At 41.8% G+C, this 17,853-nt stretch carries 12 protein-coding genes and 1 pseudogene; 9 read left to right on the forward strand and 4 right to left on the reverse strand.

Annotated elements, in window-relative coordinates:
* Positions 1-123 precede the first annotated feature (123 nt).
* A complete protein-coding gene (locus tag DLM75_RS04525) occupies positions 124-2,580 on the forward strand; it encodes a hybrid sensor histidine kinase/response regulator (protein WP_118967291.1) in 2,457 nt (818 codons plus the stop codon).
* Positions 2,581-2,607: 27 nt separating this feature from the next.
* Here the strand turns inward: DLM75_RS04525 and DLM75_RS04530 are convergent, their stop codons facing one another.
* Together DLM75_RS04530 and DLM75_RS04535 are read right to left on the reverse strand one after the other, a co-directional pair.
* Complete coding sequence (locus DLM75_RS04530; protein WP_118967292.1) at positions 2,608-4,059, reverse strand: condensation domain-containing protein; 1,452 nt, start codon at positions 4,057-4,059, stop codon at positions 2,608-2,610.
* 26 nt (positions 4,060-4,085) lie between these two features.
* Positions 4,086-5,795 carry a B12-binding domain-containing radical SAM protein gene (locus tag DLM75_RS04535; protein ID WP_118967293.1) on the reverse strand — a complete coding sequence of 570 codons (1,710 nt, stop codon included), beginning with the start codon at positions 5,793-5,795 and terminating at the stop codon, positions 4,086-4,088.
* Positions 5,796-5,928: 133 nt separating this feature from the next.
* Here DLM75_RS04535 and DLM75_RS04540 point away from each other — a divergent pair, with 133 nt between their 5' ends.
* Positions 5,929-7,188 (forward strand): esterase/lipase family protein, encoded by a 1,260-nt coding sequence (locus DLM75_RS04540; protein ID WP_167731729.1) that lies wholly within the window; start codon positions 5,929-5,931, stop codon positions 7,186-7,188.
* Between the two features lie 168 nt (positions 7,189-7,356).
* On the forward strand, positions 7,357-7,836 hold the full coding sequence (locus DLM75_RS04545; RefSeq protein ID WP_118967295.1) for a GyrI-like domain-containing protein: 480 nt from the start codon (positions 7,357-7,359) through the stop codon (positions 7,834-7,836).
* A gap of 3 nt (positions 7,837-7,839) precedes the next feature.
* Here the strand turns inward: DLM75_RS04545 and DLM75_RS04550 are convergent, their stop codons facing one another.
* Complete coding sequence (locus tag DLM75_RS04550) at positions 7,840-8,280, reverse strand: ABA4-like family protein (RefSeq protein WP_118967296.1); 441 nt, start codon at positions 8,278-8,280, stop codon at positions 7,840-7,842.
* 2 nt (positions 8,281-8,282) lie between these two features.
* Positions 8,283-9,230: a hypothetical protein gene (locus DLM75_RS04555; protein WP_118967297.1), complete on the reverse strand. Its 948-nt coding sequence runs from the start codon at positions 9,228-9,230 to the stop codon at positions 8,283-8,285.
* 102 nt (positions 9,231-9,332) lie between these two features.
* Between DLM75_RS04555 and DLM75_RS04560 the strand changes: the two genes are divergently transcribed.
* From DLM75_RS04560 to DLM75_RS04590, 6 genes and pseudogenes are all read left to right on the forward strand, one after another.
* Positions 9,333-9,983, forward strand: a complete 651-nt coding sequence (locus tag DLM75_RS04560) for a TetR/AcrR family transcriptional regulator (protein ID WP_118967298.1) — start codon at positions 9,333-9,335, stop codon at positions 9,981-9,983.
* 76 nt (positions 9,984-10,059) lie between these two features.
* Positions 10,060-11,352, forward strand: coding sequence for an alanine racemase (locus DLM75_RS04565; RefSeq protein WP_118967299.1), 1,293 nt, complete (start codon positions 10,060-10,062; stop codon positions 11,350-11,352).
* A gap of 125 nt (positions 11,353-11,477) precedes the next feature.
* Positions 11,478-11,927 carry a GNAT family N-acetyltransferase gene (locus tag DLM75_RS04570; RefSeq protein WP_193989136.1) on the forward strand — a complete coding sequence of 150 codons (450 nt, stop codon included), beginning with the start codon at positions 11,478-11,480 and terminating at the stop codon, positions 11,925-11,927.
* 72 nt (positions 11,928-11,999) lie between these two features.
* A complete protein-coding gene (locus DLM75_RS04575; protein WP_118967301.1) occupies positions 12,000-12,200 on the forward strand; it encodes a cysteine-rich CWC family protein in 201 nt (66 codons plus the stop codon).
* 843 nt (positions 12,201-13,043) lie between these two features.
* Positions 13,044-16,265, forward strand: a complete 3,222-nt coding sequence (locus DLM75_RS04585; RefSeq protein ID WP_241547821.1) for an efflux RND transporter permease subunit — start codon at positions 13,044-13,046, stop codon at positions 16,263-16,265.
* 182 nt (positions 16,266-16,447) lie between these two features.
* Positions 16,448-17,830 (forward strand): annotated as a pseudogene (locus DLM75_RS04590) (TolC family protein); the annotation flags it as partial.
* Positions 17,831-17,853: the final 23 nt, after the last annotated feature.

Raw genomic sequence — 17,853 nt, forward strand, 5'->3', positions numbered from 1 at the left:
TCGATCGTCCCTTTTTGTGGAACGTAAAAAGAGTTTCTAAGGAAAAAATCTTTTTACTCACGGAAAGGATTCAAGAATATAGATCCAAATTACCTGTTTTCTACTGGGTCTTTCGTCTTTACAATGAGATTCTTCTTACTTTTCTGCGCGGTTTTACTGTTCAATCTTTCTTTGTCAGGGGAATCCTCGGTTCCGGAGAGCGGAAAAGTTTCCCAACTCCAAAAACTCGGCAACCTTCGCACCTTCATCTATTATTTCAAAGACAATCGTGGAGAAGACTTCAGGGAAAAAATTTTTTCCAAAAGTCCTGGGTTGGATTTTCAAAACATTCCCTCGGAAATTTTTTCCCTTGGCTTTTCAAATGAATCGGTTTGGTTTTATATTCCCCTCGAGAACGATACCGGAAACGAGTTTAACGGCGAATTCGAAGTATATAATCCTTATTTGGAAGAAGTCGACATTCACTATACATACGGACATGAGCGGATAACGCGCGAAATACTAGCAGGTTCAAACCGCGTGTATGAAGAAACGTTCCCGTCTCTTGATTTCTATTTAAGACCGGGCGAATCGATTCAAATTGCGGTTCGTATCAAAAGTGGAACCCCTCTTCGTATTCCTCTTCTTTTGGAATCCAAAAAAAAATTCGGTCTTACAAAACAACTCCGATTAATAGTCGTTGGGCTAACTCTCGGTTTTGGGATTGCGATGAGTTTGTATAACTTGTCTCTCTATTTTTTCTTCAGAACGAGATCCTATCTCTATTATTTTTTGATGATTACTTTTTTTACGGTTTATCTAACTTCTTGGGACGGGTTGTTTCTCTATCTTTTTAAACCGGAATACGGGAAATATTATCTTACGGCAACTTTGATTCTTGTTTATTCCGCCAGCTTGTTTCTGTTTCAATTTTCCTTGGAATTTTTATTTCCCGAACAAAAGAGCAAAAAGGCCAAGGTTGTCAGTCTCGTTTATTACGTCGTAAATTTGTCTTTGATCCCAGCAACGATCTTCGCTCCCGTGAAGCTGAATCAATTTTCGTATTATTGGATTCTAATGAACAATTTAATCATCGTTTACTTTTGTTTTTTAAGAATTCAGGAGGGTTTAAAATCCGCGAAGAATCTTTTGTTGATACACTTGATATTTCCTACCGCCGCGATCATAATGAATCTGAGTGCGACAGGGATTCTTACGATCAATTTTGTTTCCCTTCACGTTTTAAAAATCGCCTTTATCTCTCAATCGATTCTATTTTCGATTATGCTCGTTCAAAGAATCAAGGATCTGGAATTTAAACTCAAAGAAGGTCTTCAATCTGAAATTCATAAGAATATCATTCTTTTAAAGAAAGAAATTCAGCAAAGAAGAGAAACCGAATGGGAATTGATACAATCGAAAGAAATGGCGGAGAAAGCGTCTAAAGTTAAAAGTAGTTTTCTCGCAAATATGAGTCACGAAATCCGAACTCCTATGAACGGAGTGCTCGGTATGGTTCAGTTGTTGGGAACGACAAAGCTGAATGAAGAACAAAAGGAATATACGAAGATTCTTTCCGGATCCGCGAAATCACTTTTACAAATCATCAACGACATCCTTGATTTTTCAAAAATAGAAGCGGGTAAGATCATCCTTGATAAGGAAGTTTTTTCGATTCGTTCCGTCTTGGACGAAATTCATGACCTCTTAAATCCGCTCGCAAAACGAAAAAACATCGAATTCAATCTGGAAGGTAAATACAATATTCAAGAATTTGTATCCGGAGATCAGCTCAGACTCAGACAAATTTTGTGGAATCTCGCTGGGAATGGAATTAAATTTACGAATCAAGGAAGTGTAGTTCTCAAAGTCTCGGAGAAGAAAATTTCGGCCGATAAGGTTTCCATCGAATTCGTTGTTTCCGACACGGGAATCGGAATTCCCGAAGACAAACAAAAACAAGTTTTCGACGCATTCTCGCAGAGCGATACTTCCACCGCTCGTAAGTTCGGCGGTTCCGGTCTTGGATTGACAATCACAAAACAATTGATCGAACTTCAAGGTGGAACCTTATCCTTGGAAAGCAAGGAAGGAAAAGGTTCCAAGTTTACGTTTTCGATCGTGTATGAAATAGCTTCTCAGTCCGAAGTGGATACGATCTTAGAGCCTGAAAAGATAAAAGAGTTGGACGAAGTTTATACAAACTTAGTTCCGAAAAAAATGCGTATTCTTGTGGCGGAAGACAATGAAACGAATTGCCTTCTGATTGAAAGAGCCTTAAAAAAACTCGGTTACGATCCTGTCGTTGTTCACAACGGACGCGAAGTCATTGAAAGAATGCAGTTGGAAGTTTTTGATATCGTTTTGATGGATATTCATATGCCGGAAGTGGATGGGATCGAAGCTACGAATTGGATCCGTTCTCGGAAGGAAACCGCGGAATTTCCGATCATTATCGCGCTGACTGCGGACGCGATAGAAAGCGGTAAGGAAAGATACGTTTCCTTGGGTATGAACGATTGTCTGATTAAACCTCTTGATTTGGTCGGTCTGAAAACTTCTTTGGAATATTGGTCCGAACGAATCGAAACGTCTCTGTAAAAGCTTTAGAAAAATAGAATATTCTAATCAGCTTTGATTTGCTTCCCTTCTGAGGATTTCCTCGAATCTTTCCTTAAAAATTCCGAATTTTTCCGAGTCCCATCGATTGGAATCGTGGTTTAGAAGGATTGTCAATTTTCCTTGATACGTGGATGCGGATACGAAAACGGATTGAGACAGGGAAGGGTGAACCGTAAAGGAAAGATTGGATACCGTAAATTTTTCGAATTTCGGTAGATCCGGTAAAATTCCCACGTTACTTAGAACGCTTGCCTGTGGAAATCTTTGTAAGAGATTTGAAAGTATTTTGATCCCGTTCGGTTTGCTCAAGATCTGATTTGCGGAAGGAATGAGTTCGTAAAAAGAAATATCGTTCTTCCCGTTTCGGATCAGCGTTTTCAATCCGGTCGAAATTTCCTTGGCGATCGTCCATGGATCCGAATCTTGTCGAATGATGATTCCCAGCGTGAGCAGGGTAATATAAAGTCCTAATGTATCGTTTGCGATTTCTTCCGATAAGTTAGGCTTTAAATCCGCCGGATTGGAAAGGTTCAATAGAATCGGTTCCGTCGTATCGAATAAAGAATATAAAGCGATCAGTTGCGATGCTCCTATGATTCCGTGGAGGGTCGCTCCTCTTTTTTTACAAAGCGATAGCAGATTTTTCAATTCTACGCCTGAAAACTGAAAGTCGGTCAAAACGGGATTCGCTTCTTGATTCTTCTTGGAGAACATTGGAAGAGAGGCGATTCTTACTGTAATTTCTTCGGATACGCCCGTTTTGTTTTCGGTCTCCGGATTCTCCTCGTTGATTTGTAATAGGGAAAGGACCGATTTTGGAATTTTATGATAGTTTAGAATATTATTATTGTTTAAATTACTTTCGATCCTTTTTAGAACTTCCGAAAGAAATAAGGAGCCCGATCTTCCGTCCGCTATGCTATGATGAAAGATCAAAGAGAATACCCATTGTCCGGATTTTGATTCGAATAGAGCGGCTCGAATCAAAGGAGATTCCCCTTCGGAAAAAGGAAGGATCATCTCATCCGCTAATATTTTTTTCCATACTTCGTTTTCGAATTCGAAAATTTTAAGGGGAATTTGGTTTCCAGCCTTTGTCCTAAATCTTAGTTCGAACTCGTTTCCTAATTCTACCTGAACATTTGCAAGCGGATGATTTTTTTGAACGGAATCAATGGCCTTTCGAACCGCTTCCAATTTCAAATCGCCTTCCCCTTCGGCGATGACGGCAAAGTTCATAGAAGAGACCCGATCCAATAACCAAAAGGTAGATTCAGCCTTATCTAAGAGGCGTTCTGACATATGTTCGGAAGTGGATTGGTCGTTTTGAACTTGCATGTAAGTCTTTATTTTAAGTTTGCGGTTTGAAATCCACCGTTTCGCGAAATCCGGCGGGCTTTTCGTCTTGAATGGAATTCCTTCCGAGCATACTTCTGAAATCGTTAAAACGAATTCCATAACGTTTCATTGCCGGAAGCACGAAATTAATGGTTAAACGAACTCGAATGAAAATCGGATTTTATTTGAAACGATAAATCTCTCCCGTCCCTCTTCGAAAGAAGAATCCTTCCGCCGGAAAGCGTTGTGATTCCTTCCAATTCTCCAAAAACTCTTTCCAAGATAGAATAGCGAAACTTTTCTAACGGGACTTCCTGATGACTCGTGGAAGCGTATAGGACCTTTTCCTTTATTAATTTTTGAAAAAGACCGACTCCAATTGAAGAACGAACTCCCGATTTTTCCAGACGTAAGAGCGTATCCGATAAAGAAAGGGACTCATCTTTAGCGAGCGGTGCGCTTTTCAGAAAGTTTAGAATTCGAGTTACGATAAAAAGCGAATAGATATCTTCTCTTTCAAAATGTTTTGAAGGAATGGCCATCGAGGTCAATCTGGATAGAAAAACGTCGGACTCGTTTCTTTCGGGAAACCCTGCTGCGATCGGAGAATTCGGTGTGAGATAAAAAAGAGAGGCTCCCATTAAAACAGGTTGTTCGGCGTTGAACTGAAGCGTCTGAATCATCGAATCCAAGGATTCCATTGGAAGTCCTAAGATTTGATAGGAAGTAATTTGAAAACCGAGTGCAAAACCTTCCTGCACGATTTGAAGATATTTTTCGATCGTATGCGGTCTTTTCGTTGTCTCTCTTACAAGTTTGTCCGAGCTGACTAACGCGAGATTCAAATTCGTAAAACCTGCTTCCTTCATCAGAATCAATAGCTCCGAATCCAAGCTGATGTAGGAGATTCCATTCATCGCAACAAATTGGACGTCCTTTTGCGGAAAGGCCCGAATCAATTCTTCGCAGAGTTGTTTCATCTCCGGTTTAAAAAAGGTGAGGTTGTCGTCTTCAAAATCAAACACTCGATAGCCGAGCTTATACGATTCTTTGATTTCGTTTAACACGTTTTCTACCGTGTTTCTTCGATACTTCGTTCCAAACGTAGTATGAACCGAACAAAAGCTACATCGATGAGGACAACTTCTCGATGTGATGATAAATCGCATCGGCCTACCTGCGAAAAGATAATGTTCCTTCGTCAACGAAGACAAGTCGGGAGGAGGTAGTTCTTGAATCGGGAAATTCTCTCCAATTTCGTTTAGAATCATTTCCCCGTTTTTTTTCCAACCTAAGGATGGAACGAGCGCATAACGTTTATTCGCTCTAAATTCTTCTAAAAAATCGCAGATCGCTTTTTCGCCTTCGCCTCGGATGATAAAGTCGACGTTTGGATCGGATAGCATAAGTTCAGGACAAGCAGAAACGTGAGAACCCCCCATAAGAATCGGGACGTCGAGAGTTTCCTTGATCGTAGCCGCCGTTTTTAACGCTTCCCGATAATAAGGAGAGAACAAAGAGGAGATTCCGATCAGGTCCGGTTGAATTGATCTTACTTCCGTGGCGATGTCTTCATAGGAAGCGCCGAAGCGAAAGTATTCAAAGAATGTGGAGAAGGGACTTTTATCCGCAACAGGGTAGTAATCCTTTAAATATTTGAGCTCTTTCGGAATCTGAAGAGTTCTTCTTCCCGCGAGTTTGCTTCCGTTTCCTCTATGAAAATCACGAATGATCACTTCCACATCGGGTACGAATTTTTGAATCGCTCCTTTTAGATAACAAAGACCGATGGGTTGTAATCGGATGTCCGTATCGTAAAAGTCCTCGACCGGCGGTTGAATGAGCAAAAGCCGCATGACACCATAGAAACCAAAACGACTTCAAGAGCAAGCTACTTGTTTGTGAAGGAATTCGGATTCTTCGATTTTATCCATTGACCAAAATAGAAATTCGGATTATACTGCGCGAGCCATGAAAGGAGAAGCGGAAATGCCATACAAACCGACAAAACCGGCGATGGATTTGAGTAAACTTTTGGTGAAGCTCGCAAAGGACACTTCCGTGGGAACGTTGGAAGGAGTTCGATCCATTCTAACGGAATCCTTTGATTGGTCATCAAAGCAGCTTTCGCAACTCTCTGACATTCCGCTGATTCAAGATACGAGTTTAGCTGAGTTTCTTTCCAAGTCCGGAGAATCGCTAAGAAACGCCGGTGAAAAAACGGAACAAGGGCTTTCGCAAGCGCTTACCTCCACCGCGAAAGCGATGCACCAAGCGTTAGACGCGCTTGAAATGGCGGACGTAGTGGTAAAACGTACTCTTTTTGAAAACATTCCTGTCTCCAGTATCGTTGGAGAATCCTTTGCCGGAATGGTGACCACTTCTCATATCAAAGCATCCTTTCGTATGAACGGATCCGATGTCGGTTATCAAGACGTAATAAAAGATTGGAAAGAATCCAAACTTCCGTATCTGATCCTTTGTATTCCGGGACTTTTTTGCGACGAAGGGCTCTGGAACTCGAAAGGGGAAGTTCCGATTTCCGAAACGATGAAAGAATCCGGTTATTATCCGATCTATCTTAGATTTAATCCAGGGATCCATCTTTCCACCAACGCTAAAGCGATGTTGGAACTTCTGGAACAATTATTGAACTCACCTGAACTCGATGATAGAACGTTAGACGTCATTGCCTACAGTCAAGGTGGTCTGATTTTTAGAAGCGCACTCTATCAATCAAAGCGGAAGAACGGGTTCTTCGGAAAAAAAATAAGACACGCCCTAATAATCAATTCTCCGGACGGAGGATCCTATATAGAAAAAATCGGATTTTGGCTTGGCTTAGGAGCCGAGTCGCTTCCCATTCTTCCGGTAAGTATCATCGGTTTTATCGGAAATCAGAGGAGCGACGCGATCAAGGATCTTTCTCACGGGATCATTCGAGAAGAAGACTGGGTTCAAAATAAACAGATTCAAAGATATGTCACTGATTCTTATTTCGGAGAATTGGACGATATCGATGCCACGCAGATCTATAGTCTTGTGACGGAAGAAGAATCGAAATGGTCTTCATGGATCGGCGACGGAATCGTGGAAAAGCCGAGCCTAACTTTGTTAAGCGACAAGGTCTATCGTAAGAAATTGAATCCGGAAGATAGAGTATTTTGTCTTTTGGAAACCTCCCACTATCAGGTGATCACACATCCTCGGACGAAAGAAATCCTGAAGGAGGTTTTGAAAAGGCGTTGATCGACTATCTTAGGGTTAAAAGGAACGCGAAGGACTTCAGAAAAAGACACGTTCTTTTTTCTTCCGATTCCTAAAAATGTAAATTCTAATTTTTCCTTTCTAAGAATGAGTTGCGTACAGACCTAAGTTTCAATTGTTTATCAATATATTATATAATCAGGAAAGTCAATGAGTTCAGAGATCGTCTCTCAGGAAGAAATGTTTATCATCGGAATTTCGGAAGTAACGAAAAACCAAGATGAAATGTCCGGAAGCGGAAAAATCGGAGGACTTTGGAATCGGTTTTTCGCCGAAGGAATTTTAGAAAAGATTCCTAATAAAAAAGAACCCGCAAACATTCTTGCTGTTTATACGGATTATGAATCGGATGAAACCGGGAAGTATAGAATTTTAATCGGAGCCGAGGTTAAGGATCCAAATACGGTTCCCGATGGAATGACTCTCCGAAAGATTCCGAAAGGAAATTATGCCAAGTTCACGAGTGAAACGGGATCGATCGCCGAAGTCGCCGTTGCAGTCTGGCAAAAAATTTGGTCCAGTTCCGAGCTGAAATCGAAGAGAGCGTTTCAATCCGATTTCGAACTCTACGATCAAAGATCCGCAAATCCAAACGCCGCACAAATCGACGTTTTTATCGGTATAAAATAAACCTTAATCGAAAGGTTGATTTAAGAGGATCGGTTTTTTAAGAATCGCTCTTAAAAGAAGATAACTGAGAAGCCCGAAAGGTCCGAACAGAAAAGTCGCAATCTGACAAGGAATCACGAGCCAACGCGAGATTCCTAACTTCTGTGCGTTTGCGCTTTCCCATGTACCAACAAACAAATCGAAGGCGAGATAATGGATCCATCCTGCGACCAATACGATCGGGTTTTGGAAAAGAAGCGTAACTCCTTCCAATGATCCGAAATTACCCTGCGTTTTTCCGAAACTGGATATTATTAAAATAGAATATACTCCGCCGAATAGGAGTGTACCGAGAATGCCGGTCGTAATCAATCTTGTATATTTCCAATTTGGAAGACAGATAAGAAGAATCCAGCCTGCCAATGCGAAGTTGTTTACGATCTTGAATAGTAAAGATAGGTCCACTGTTAAGCTCCTTTTATAGACGATTTTATGTTCTTTTTGATAAGAAACGGTGAAATCAAACTTCCCAACATTCCAAATCCGCAGATAAAAAATCCGATTTGAATTTTGAAGGACGGATGTACGACGCTTTCTCCGCTGAGAGCCTGAATGGTAAGTATCAGAACCAACCCGGTGAAGAAGACCGAAAAGGAACGAATTGCTCGAATGATACCGATCTGAGAAAAATGCAAACCACTGAACAGTAAGGCGATCATAGGAATCATTTGCATTGCGTGGATTCCCAAGAAGTGCGGGATCCTCATATCTCCTGCGATCGTGCTCCAGCCGAGTAACGGTAAACCCGGTCCACCGTCTTCCGCGCCGAACGTGTGACCTCCGTTCGACTTTAAGATTCCTAATTTCATAGCCTCAATTTGTTCAGGCCTTGGAGTCGTCATAAAAAAACCGAGAATCATACCCAAGGCCGCGATTCCCATTCCCCATCGAAGCGACTCCATAAGGGATTTATTATCCGAATTTTCGCGGAACAGATAGAGTGCGATTGCTATATGAGAAAACCATAAAATTGTAATCGCGGTTCCCATAATACTGAAAATCATTCCGTTTAATGGAGACGTTATATTGAAATGACTCTCCTCGGCTCGGAATGCCTGCCCGTAGATCGCAACATTTTCAATGATCAACATGATCGTAATCATCCATGAAATTCTTCGAATTTGCTTTTCTCTTCCTCGGATAAACTGAAAAATCCAAACGAGCGTAAAAGAATATAAGGAGGTCGAGATCGCAAACTTGATCGGTTTGAGCCAGATCGGGGAGTTTGTCACTTGTCGAAGATCGATCCAGGATGCAGGAATCAGAACAAATAGGCTGAGTAGGACTATAACTCCGTTCCAATATAGGGGAGGGTTCGTCTTGGCTTTTTGAACGAGTTTGGATAAGATTCTCATAAAACCTCGCAAAAGGGAGTTGACCCCTTTGGTTTATATGTTACCAGTGTAAACATAGATGTTGTTTCTGTCAACATCGAAAGTAGTCACCGACAACATTTTATGAAAAAAAAGATTCCCTCAAAAAAGAAAATTTTGGAAAAACAGACTTCGGACTCCTACCATCACGGAGATCTCAAGAAGGCGATCATTCTCAAATCGGAAGAGATTCTTGAAAAAGCCGGCATCGAAGGTTTGAGTCTGAGGGATATCGCGGCCGATCTAGGAGTCAGTCACGCGGCGCCTTACAGACATTTCCCGAGAAAGATAGATCTCCTTTTTATTCTTGCGATTCGAGGATTTAGGGATCTTGCGGAAGAAATGCGTCTCGCTTGGGAAAGTAGCGAAAATCCGGTAGAAAGACTTCGCTCCTCCGGAACACGTTATGTGAAACTGGCTCTAAAGCATCCGCGAAGAACCGAACTCATGTTTGGTGGAACGCTTGCTTGCGAATCCGAAGTTCCGGAAGAGTTGGAAGCGATCGGTAAGGAAGCCTTTATGGGACTATTTAGAATTATCGAGGACGGTCAGGCTCGGGGAATTTTTCGAAGCGGAGATCCTCTCGGGTTTTCTTTTACCCTTTGGAGTCTCGTTCACGGATTCGCGGTTTTAATCAATGGAAAACAAATTCCTCCGCAAGTATTTCAGGACCGTTCCTTGGATACGATATTAGAATCCTCTCTTTCCTCGATTCTTGATGGAGTCGTTCTCTGAATCCGTTTTATTTTCGTAGAAAAGACTTGTAAGCATTTTTCATTGTTATTCAGTCATTCCGTTTGGGGATGGTAGAATGAAAGTTACAAAAAACAAATTGATTCTTCTTTGGTGCATTTTTCTGTTTTTGTTTGTTATCTTTTATATAAAGCCGAAGGATTTAGGAAAACCGTACGAAGCATATTTTAAAATATTAAACGAAGAATTAAAAAAGAATGGTCCCGGTAAACCAGTTGTATTACTCGATCTCGATCGTTTGGATGAGAATTTAAGAATTCTAAAACAAAATCTAACACCTCCCTTACATTATCGAATCGTGGTGAAGTCTCTTCCATCTTTGGAGTTACTTCGGTATATCGTTCGTTCCACCGGAAGTAATCGGCTTATGGTCTTTCATTCCGGTGATATCGTGATGCTTTTGGAAGATCCCGAATTTAAGAATTTCGATATTCTTCTTGGTAAACCGATGCCGGTGAACGCTCTGAAAGAGATTCACACAAAAACGAACGATTCCGATTTTCAAAAAATCCATTGGCTTGTTGATTCTTACGAAAGATTAAACGAATACCTTCGTTTTTCAAAAAAGGAGAATCTAAAACTCTCATTGAATTTGGAGATCGACATCGGGCTTCATAGAGGAGGATTTCCGGAACCGTCTTCCGTTCTTTCCTCTTTGGAATTAATCAGAAACGAATCCAAATATCTTGAGTTTTCCGGTTTTATGGGTTATGAACCGCACGTCGCTTCGGTTCCCGTGATTTTCGGGGATAAGGCCGAGGCGATTCAAAATTCGCTTAAGAACTCCTTAAAAACATATTCTAATTTCATTAAGTATTCACAGGAGAATTTTCCGGATTTATTTCGAAGAGAAATCATTCAAAACGGAGGAGGAAGCAAAACGTATCGTTTCTACCAAAAATTCGGGACAGAAGTGGTAAACGATGTTTCGGTCGGATCGGCGCTCGTAAAGCCGACTGATTTCGACGTGGTCAGTTTAGAGGAACATTCTCCTGCGGTTTTTATCGCCGCTCCCATATTGAAACGAATCGAAGGGACAAACATTCCATTTCTGGAATCTCTTTCATTCTTATTTCCACTCTGGGATCCGAATCAAGAACTCACTTATTTTACGTATGGTGGAGGTTTTTCCGCAAAGAAAGAGTCACCCTCGGGTCTTCAAGACAATTCTCTTTTCGGCACCAGCACCAATCAAGGAATTCTAAACGGCTCTTTCCAAACCGGACTTTATCCGAACGATTTTGTATTTTTCAGACCGACGCAAAGTGAAAAAGTTATGGCTGAGTTAGGTGAAATTTATCTCATCCGAAAAGGGAAACTATCGGGAAAATGGAAAACGTTTGTGAATTGATTTTACGCGTAGGATTCGGATTGTAGTGAGTTCAACGATCGTTCGAACGAATATTGAATCGATTCCTAAAAGTATTTGAGAAGGAAACGATTTTTATTTTGAAAATAAGAGCGTAGGAAATGAAAATGTGTAATATTAGAAAAGTTGCAATCTCTGACTTGAACCAAGTTTCCCTTCTTTTTGACGAGTATCGTCAATTTTATAAAAAAGAATCCGACCTTTCCGGAGCTTTCCATTTTTTAGAGGAACGAATTTCAAAGGAAGAATCTTGTATTTTCGTGGCATTGAGCGAGGATGAAAAACTCTTTTACGGATTCACTCAATTGTATCCCTCATTCACTTCTCTTTCCATGAAAAGAACTTGGATTTTAAACGATCTTTTTGTGAGACCGGAATACAGAAAGAAAGGAATTGCAAAAGCCCTCATCGTGCAGGCGGCCACTTTGGCGAGAAGTATGGACGCAAAATATCTTTCCCTTTCCACGGCTCGCGATAATAGAAATGCTCAAAGACTCTATGAGTCTCTCGGTTTTGTAAAGGACGAGGAATTCTTCTATTATTCTCTGACTGTTTGATCTTTCTTTTTAGAGCGAAATTTTCTGAATCGACAATACCTTTGATTCCGATTTGATAGATCTGTGACTGAAATGAATTCTATAAAGTTAGAAGCGCTTCAAAAGCCTTGTCCTCGTTGCGGAAATCGATTTGAGTGTGGGGCGGCGATTCACCAGTGTGCTTGTTTCTCTATTAAACTCTCTTTGCAAACGAAAGAATTCATTCGTGAGAATTATGACGATTGTCTTTGTATTTCCTGTTTGAATGAATTGAATTTACAGAACCCGGAATGAGAAATCAATCAAAGTGTACTTATACGAATTCTTTATTCAAAAATTATAATCTATTCAAAAAAAATAAGAAACATCGTTTGTCCGGGAAATTGTGAGCATTTTATTCTTCCTTCATTCTTGAGGAATCGCTTTCGAACGAAGCTGATCCTGAAGCCGCTCCCGCCTTTTTGGATAAGCGACGATCAAATGGATCCTCGTCCCCCAAAGAGCGTCGATCAAAGAGGAATTGAAGTTTGAGTTTGGATCATTGACTTTCCCTTTTTATCGATTCATTGTATTTTGAAAAAACGAAAAGGATCCAGACCCTTTTCAATTCATTCGTATCGTTCAAAAAAGAAGGTTCATTTTCCGAAACGGGGTCGAGCTTGATTCGTCTTTATTAGAGTAGGCGAAGATGTTTGATGTTTGCTGGGAAAACCGGGCAGATTCTTTGAAAAGAAAAAAGTTTACGATTCATTGAGTGAATATTTTTCACAATTTGCGGACTTCGTTTTACCGGAAAAAAATGAGCCGAAGGAAAGAAGACAAACGGAAACGATCGGATTGTTTACTTTGAAGTGGAAATATCCCGGCTCAACAATTTTAAAGTAAATATGAATTCTAAATTTCGAGTTTGTGTAATAATGGGTGGAATACGAGGGATCTTTATCTTAAATGGGTTCGAAATGTTTAAAATTTAGGATCCTGAGCAGAAAAGTCCGGTCGAAAGAATATTCCCTCGGACGTTTCCTAAGAAGAATGGAAGAGCCTGCTCATCCGTTTGAAAACGCCCTATAACAAAAGTTCTAAATTGAAGTTCGTTTTAAAAAAAACGTTTTAATCGAACTCAAAAAGAGGTTCTACTTGCTATCCGAAGTATCGATACGCAACCCGATTTTTTCATGGATGACGATGGCGGCGATTATCCTTTTTGGATCGATCGGATTCTCAAGAATGGGATTATCCCAAATGCCGGATGTTGATTTTCCGGTCGTGAATATTTCTCTTACGCTTGTAGGAGCAAATGCTCCCGTAATGGAAACGGATGTGGTAGATCCGATCGAAGAAGCTCTGATGGCGGTCGAAGGAGTCACGGAAGTTCGTTCCATTTCTTCCGATGGATCCGCGACGATTACAGTCGAGTTGGAACTCAGTCGAGACGTCGACGTGGCCATTCAGGAAATCCAAACGAAGTTGGCGCAAGTCTCGAATAAACTTCCGGAAGAATTGGATCCGGCCGTGATCACGAAGTCAAATCCCGACGATACTCCGATTATATGGGTTTCTTTGACCGCGGTGGATAAGACCGAGAAAGAGAAGATGCTCTTCGTAAAAGATTTTCTGAAAGATAAATTTCAGAAAATTTCCGGAGTGGGGGAGATCATCCTTGGAGGTTACGTCGATCGTACGATCAACGTCTATTTGGATCCTTCGAAACTTTCCAGAAACGAAATCGCGGTGGACGATATCGTAAACACTCTTAAAGAACAAAACTTGGAAGTTCCTTCCGGTAAACTCGAGAATAAAACCAGTGAGATCAGCCTTCGTGCGGTGGGAGAGGTTCCAACCGCGGATCAGTTCGGAGGAATTCTTTTAAATTCGAGAAGTGGATCCCCTTTGTTCAGACCGATCCGATTAAAGGATATCGCGATCGTAGAAGACGGGTTAGGTGAAGTAAGAAGAATATCCAGATTTAACGGTATTTCAGCCGTCGGGATCGGAATTAAAAAACTCAAAGGTGCTAACGCGGTTCAAGTTGGAGATCTTGTTAAAGCAAAGGTCAAAGAATTAAAACCGAGATTACCGAAGGGTTACGATCTTACCGTCTCGAACGATAACACGGGTTATATTAGAGACAGCGTAAACGAATTGGAATTCACATTAATCTTCTCCGCGATTCTAACCGGTTTTGTATGTAGACTCTTCTTAGGAAATTGGAAAAGTACTGGGAATGTTCTTCTCGCGATTCCGACTTCCGTGATCGGAACGTTTTTATTCCTATATTTCGCGGGTTTTACGATAAATACGTTCACGATGCTCGGCCTTTCCCTAGCTACGGGGATCGTCGTGGACGATGCGATCATGGTTTTAGAAAATATTACGCGACATCGCGAAATGGGAAAATCATGGTTCGCCGCCTCTTTGGAAGGAGCAACTGAAATCCGTTTTGCCGCCTTAGCCGCCACGTTAGCCGTCGTTGCTATCTTTCTTCCGGTCGCGTTTATGAAAGGAATTATCGGAAGATACTTTTTGGAATTCGGAGTAACGATTTCGGTGGCGGTTCTTCTTTCACTTTTTGAAGCCTTGAGTTTTACGCCGATGCGTTCCTCTCTGTATTCGGAGGATAAGAAGAATCAGGAATCAAAACCATCCCGTTATAATTTATTTTCCGTGAACGCGAAGGAAAAATGGAATCTCTGGATCGATCGAGTTTCGTTTTTTAAGAAGTTGGATCCTCACGTCGAAAGATTTTTGGAATATAGCACGAAGCTTTACGCTAGATCGATCGATTTCGTATTAAAACATCCGAAGATGGTCGTCTACGGATCCACGGCGCTGTTTTTAATTTCCCTGGGTTTTTTCTTTCTTTTAAAAAAAGAATTTATCCCTCCTCAGGACATGGGTCGGTTTATCATCCGAGCTCGTCTCCCTTTGGGTTCTTCTTTGCAGAGAACGGACGACACGATGAGAAAAGTGGAACAGTATCTGATCGGCAGAAAAGAAATTGATAAGTACATGTCCAATGTCGGCGGTTTTGGAGGAACAGAATCGAATACCGGAATGTTCTTCGTTACGATGAAGGAAATGGGACATCGACCCAAAAATCCGAAGACGGGAAGAGAAATAACCCAATCAGCCTTGTTCGGGATTCTTCGAAAAGATCTGAAAGAACTTGTCCCTGAGGCGACGTTTTCCGTCCAGGATCTTTCACAAAGAGGATTCTCCGCCGGAAGAGGTTATCCCGTCGAACTCGTGTTAACCGGACCGGATTGGCAAAAATTATCGGCTTATTCGGTTCAAATTTTACAACGTTTGAAAGAAAGCAAAGCGGTCTTGGATGTGGACACAGATTACGTCGCGGGTCAAAAAGAACTCAGACTTGTTACCAATCGCGAAGCCGCGGCTCTTCGCGGAGTCAGTATGGCGAACGTAGGGAACACCATCGGTACATTAATGGGTGGAAAAAACGTAAGTCGATTTACTGAAAACGGAAGAAGTTATGATGTAAGAGTTAAGATTCAAAAGGACAAGGGCGAATCCGCTTCTGTCATTTCCGATATCGGAGTTCGGAACACATTCGGAGAATTCGTAAAACTAAAGGAAGTCCTAACCGTTCAAGAGAAGGAGGCGTTGAAGACGATTACTCGGATCAATCGAGAAAGGGCTATTCGAGTTTTTGGAAATCCGCCCCCCGCGCTTGGACAAACAGCATCCACCGAGAAAGCCTTGGAGATCGCGAAGTCGATTCTTCCGGACGGGTATAGCGCTTCGGTCACCGGTTCCGCTAAAACCGCGAAAGAATCGGGGAATAGTCTTACGCTCGCGCTTCTTTTCGGAATTCTTCTTTCCTATATGATTCTTGCGAGTCAGTTTAATAGTCTAAAACAACCGCTATATATTCTACTCGCCATGCCGTTTAGTTTTACCGGTGCGTTAGTCGCTCTTTACTTATTCGGACAATCCTTCAATATGTACAGTTTTATCGGACTCATTCTTCTTTTGGGTCTCGTAAAGAAGAATTCGATACTTCTTGTAGAGTTTGTAAATCACGTTCGTTCGGAAGGAAAGAATATCAAAGAGGCGATCAAGGAAGGATGTCCGATTCGTTTAAGACCGGTGCTCATGACTTCCTTCAGTTCGATTGCGGCGGCGATTCCTCCGGCTTTGGCGCTTGGACCCGGGGCTGAAACACGGATTCCGATGGCAGTTACGATTTTGGGTGGGATGACTCTTTCGACTCTGATCACGCTTTTGGTAGTTCCCGCGGCGTATTATCTGGGTGAAAAAGAAAAGGAAGAAAAGGCCGAGGAAAAATTGATTCTTTTTCCGGAACCGTCGATTAAAAATAAAAAATCAAAAAAATGAATTCAATAAAGATTAAAAAAATTGAATATACTTTTCCATTTTCGTCTCTTGTAAGAATGCTTCCTCGCGTTTTTCTTTTTTTTTCACAAACCTGGAATGTGGTTCTTGGTGGTCCAAAGAAAAAACTGCGAAGTAAAATCTGTTCTCTTTCTATGATTCTCTATACGTCGTTCGCGTTCTTGAATTGCACGGACGATTCTTCGATTCGGACCAACGACGGAGTTGTGGAACCCAGGCTGGAAGAAGTCAGCGGCGTAACGACCGAAAGGATAAGAAAAATAACTCCGGAACAGGAATTGAGCATAGAAGATTTATACGCGTTTGCGGTCGAGAGGACGGAGAGAATTGCGCTCAAAGAAGAAGCGATTCAACAAGCGGATTCTCAAAAGATGGCGGCTTTTGCATCTTTCTTTCCTTCTTTATCTTTGGTTTATAATAAATTTTACAGAGTTCCCGGACCGAATCATCAATTCAATCCGTATTACACGGAACCGAGCCCGTACACCGGATCGTCTTCCAGTAGTTTGCCGCCCACGGTAGGACCGGGAACAAGGCTTTTACTATCCATTCCCATCTTAAACGGAGTGAGTCAATACACGACCTATAAGGCGGCTGGCGCTCTTACAAAAGTGAGGATGAACGAAGCCCGTTACGAATCCGGAAGATTGTATCTTGAAATCGCACAAGCATATTATAATGTTCTACAGCTCAAAGAGATCATTCAGTTGGAAGAAAAGAAAACGGATCTTGTGCGAAAGACAAGTCAGGAAAGAAGAAGGCTTTTTTCCTTGGGAAGGATCACTCGAGGAGATTTAAGCGGGTCCGAAGCGGATTTCTCCCGGTCCGAGGCTTCTCTAGAGGACTTCCGATATCAGCTCAAACAAAGCGAGATGGCGATGGAAAGTCTTGTCGGCGCCGGAGAAGGTGGATTGAGACTTGCCATACCGAAAGAGGTGATTGCCCTTCCTCAAAATCTTCTTCCGGAGGAACGAATCGCAAAACGATACGACGTGATCGCGGCCAAGGAAAACCTAAAAATGGCCGAGCTCAATCTCACAAAGGCCTGGGGAGGACATCTCCCTTCGGTAACGTTGAACAACTATTATACGATCCCGGAACACAATACCACTCCAAACAAAGACATCACGATGCAACTTTCGATCAACGTTCCACTGTTATCCGCCGGAACGATCACGGCCGGGGTCAAACAGGCCGAGTCGGCTGTCAGGCAGGCAGAATTGCAGTTGTCTCAGGCAAAAAGAATCGCGACCGACGAAATTCGCAAAGCCTACGAAAGTTCTCTGAATTCGGCTCGTTTGCTAAATTTATATTCGAAGGCGCGGAATTCAGCGGAAGCCAATCTGAGCAGTCATAGAAGAGGATTTAGTTTTAAATCGACTTCTCGTCTGGAGTTGCTCGTTTCCGAAACTTCTTTTTTGGATTCTGAAATTGCGTATCGAAAGGCTTACTACCAACATTCTCTCAACACGATTTGGTACGGAGTTGCGATCGGGGAACTTCCGAAATTAAAAAAATCGAGGGAAGAGGATAAGACAGGGGGTTAGTATCGTTTGTACGCTTGACATCT

It is taken from the genome of Leptospira stimsonii (assembly GCF_003545885.1).
GTDB lineage: Bacteria > Spirochaetota > Leptospiria > Leptospirales > Leptospiraceae > Leptospira > Leptospira stimsonii.

Bases quoted from the DNA above. Each gene is read 5' to 3' on its own strand.
- DLM75_RS04570 (WP_193989136.1), top strand. From the start codon at position 11,478: ATGTGTAATATTAGAAAAGTTGCAATCTCTGACTTGAACCAAGTTTCC.
- DLM75_RS04565 (WP_118967299.1), top strand. From the start codon at position 10,060: ATGAAAGTTACAAAAAACAAATTGATTCTTCTTTGGTGCATTTTTCTG.
- DLM75_RS04575 (WP_118967301.1), top strand. From the start codon at position 12,000: ATGAATTCTATAAAGTTAGAAGCGCTTCAAAAGCCTTGTCCTCGTTGC.
- DLM75_RS04560 (WP_118967298.1), top strand. From the start codon at position 9,333: ATGAAAAAAAAGATTCCCTCAAAAAAGAAAATTTTGGAAAAACAGACT.
- DLM75_RS04545 (WP_118967295.1), top strand. From the start codon at position 7,357: ATGAGTTCAGAGATCGTCTCTCAGGAAGAAATGTTTATCATCGGAATT.
- DLM75_RS04525 (WP_118967291.1), top strand. From the start codon at position 124: ATGAGATTCTTCTTACTTTTCTGCGCGGTTTTACTGTTCAATCTTTCT.
- DLM75_RS04555 (WP_118967297.1), bottom strand. From the start codon at position 9,230: ATGAGAATCTTATCCAAACTCGTTCAAAAAGCCAAGACGAACCCTCCC.
- DLM75_RS04535 (WP_118967293.1), bottom strand. From the start codon at position 5,795: ATGCGGCTTTTGCTCATTCAACCGCCGGTCGAGGACTTTTACGATACG.
- DLM75_RS04540 (WP_167731729.1), top strand. From the start codon at position 5,929: ATGCCATACAAACCGACAAAACCGGCGATGGATTTGAGTAAACTTTTG.
- DLM75_RS04530 (WP_118967292.1), bottom strand. From the start codon at position 4,059: ATGGAATTCGTTTTAACGATTTCAGAAGTATGCTCGGAAGGAATTCCA.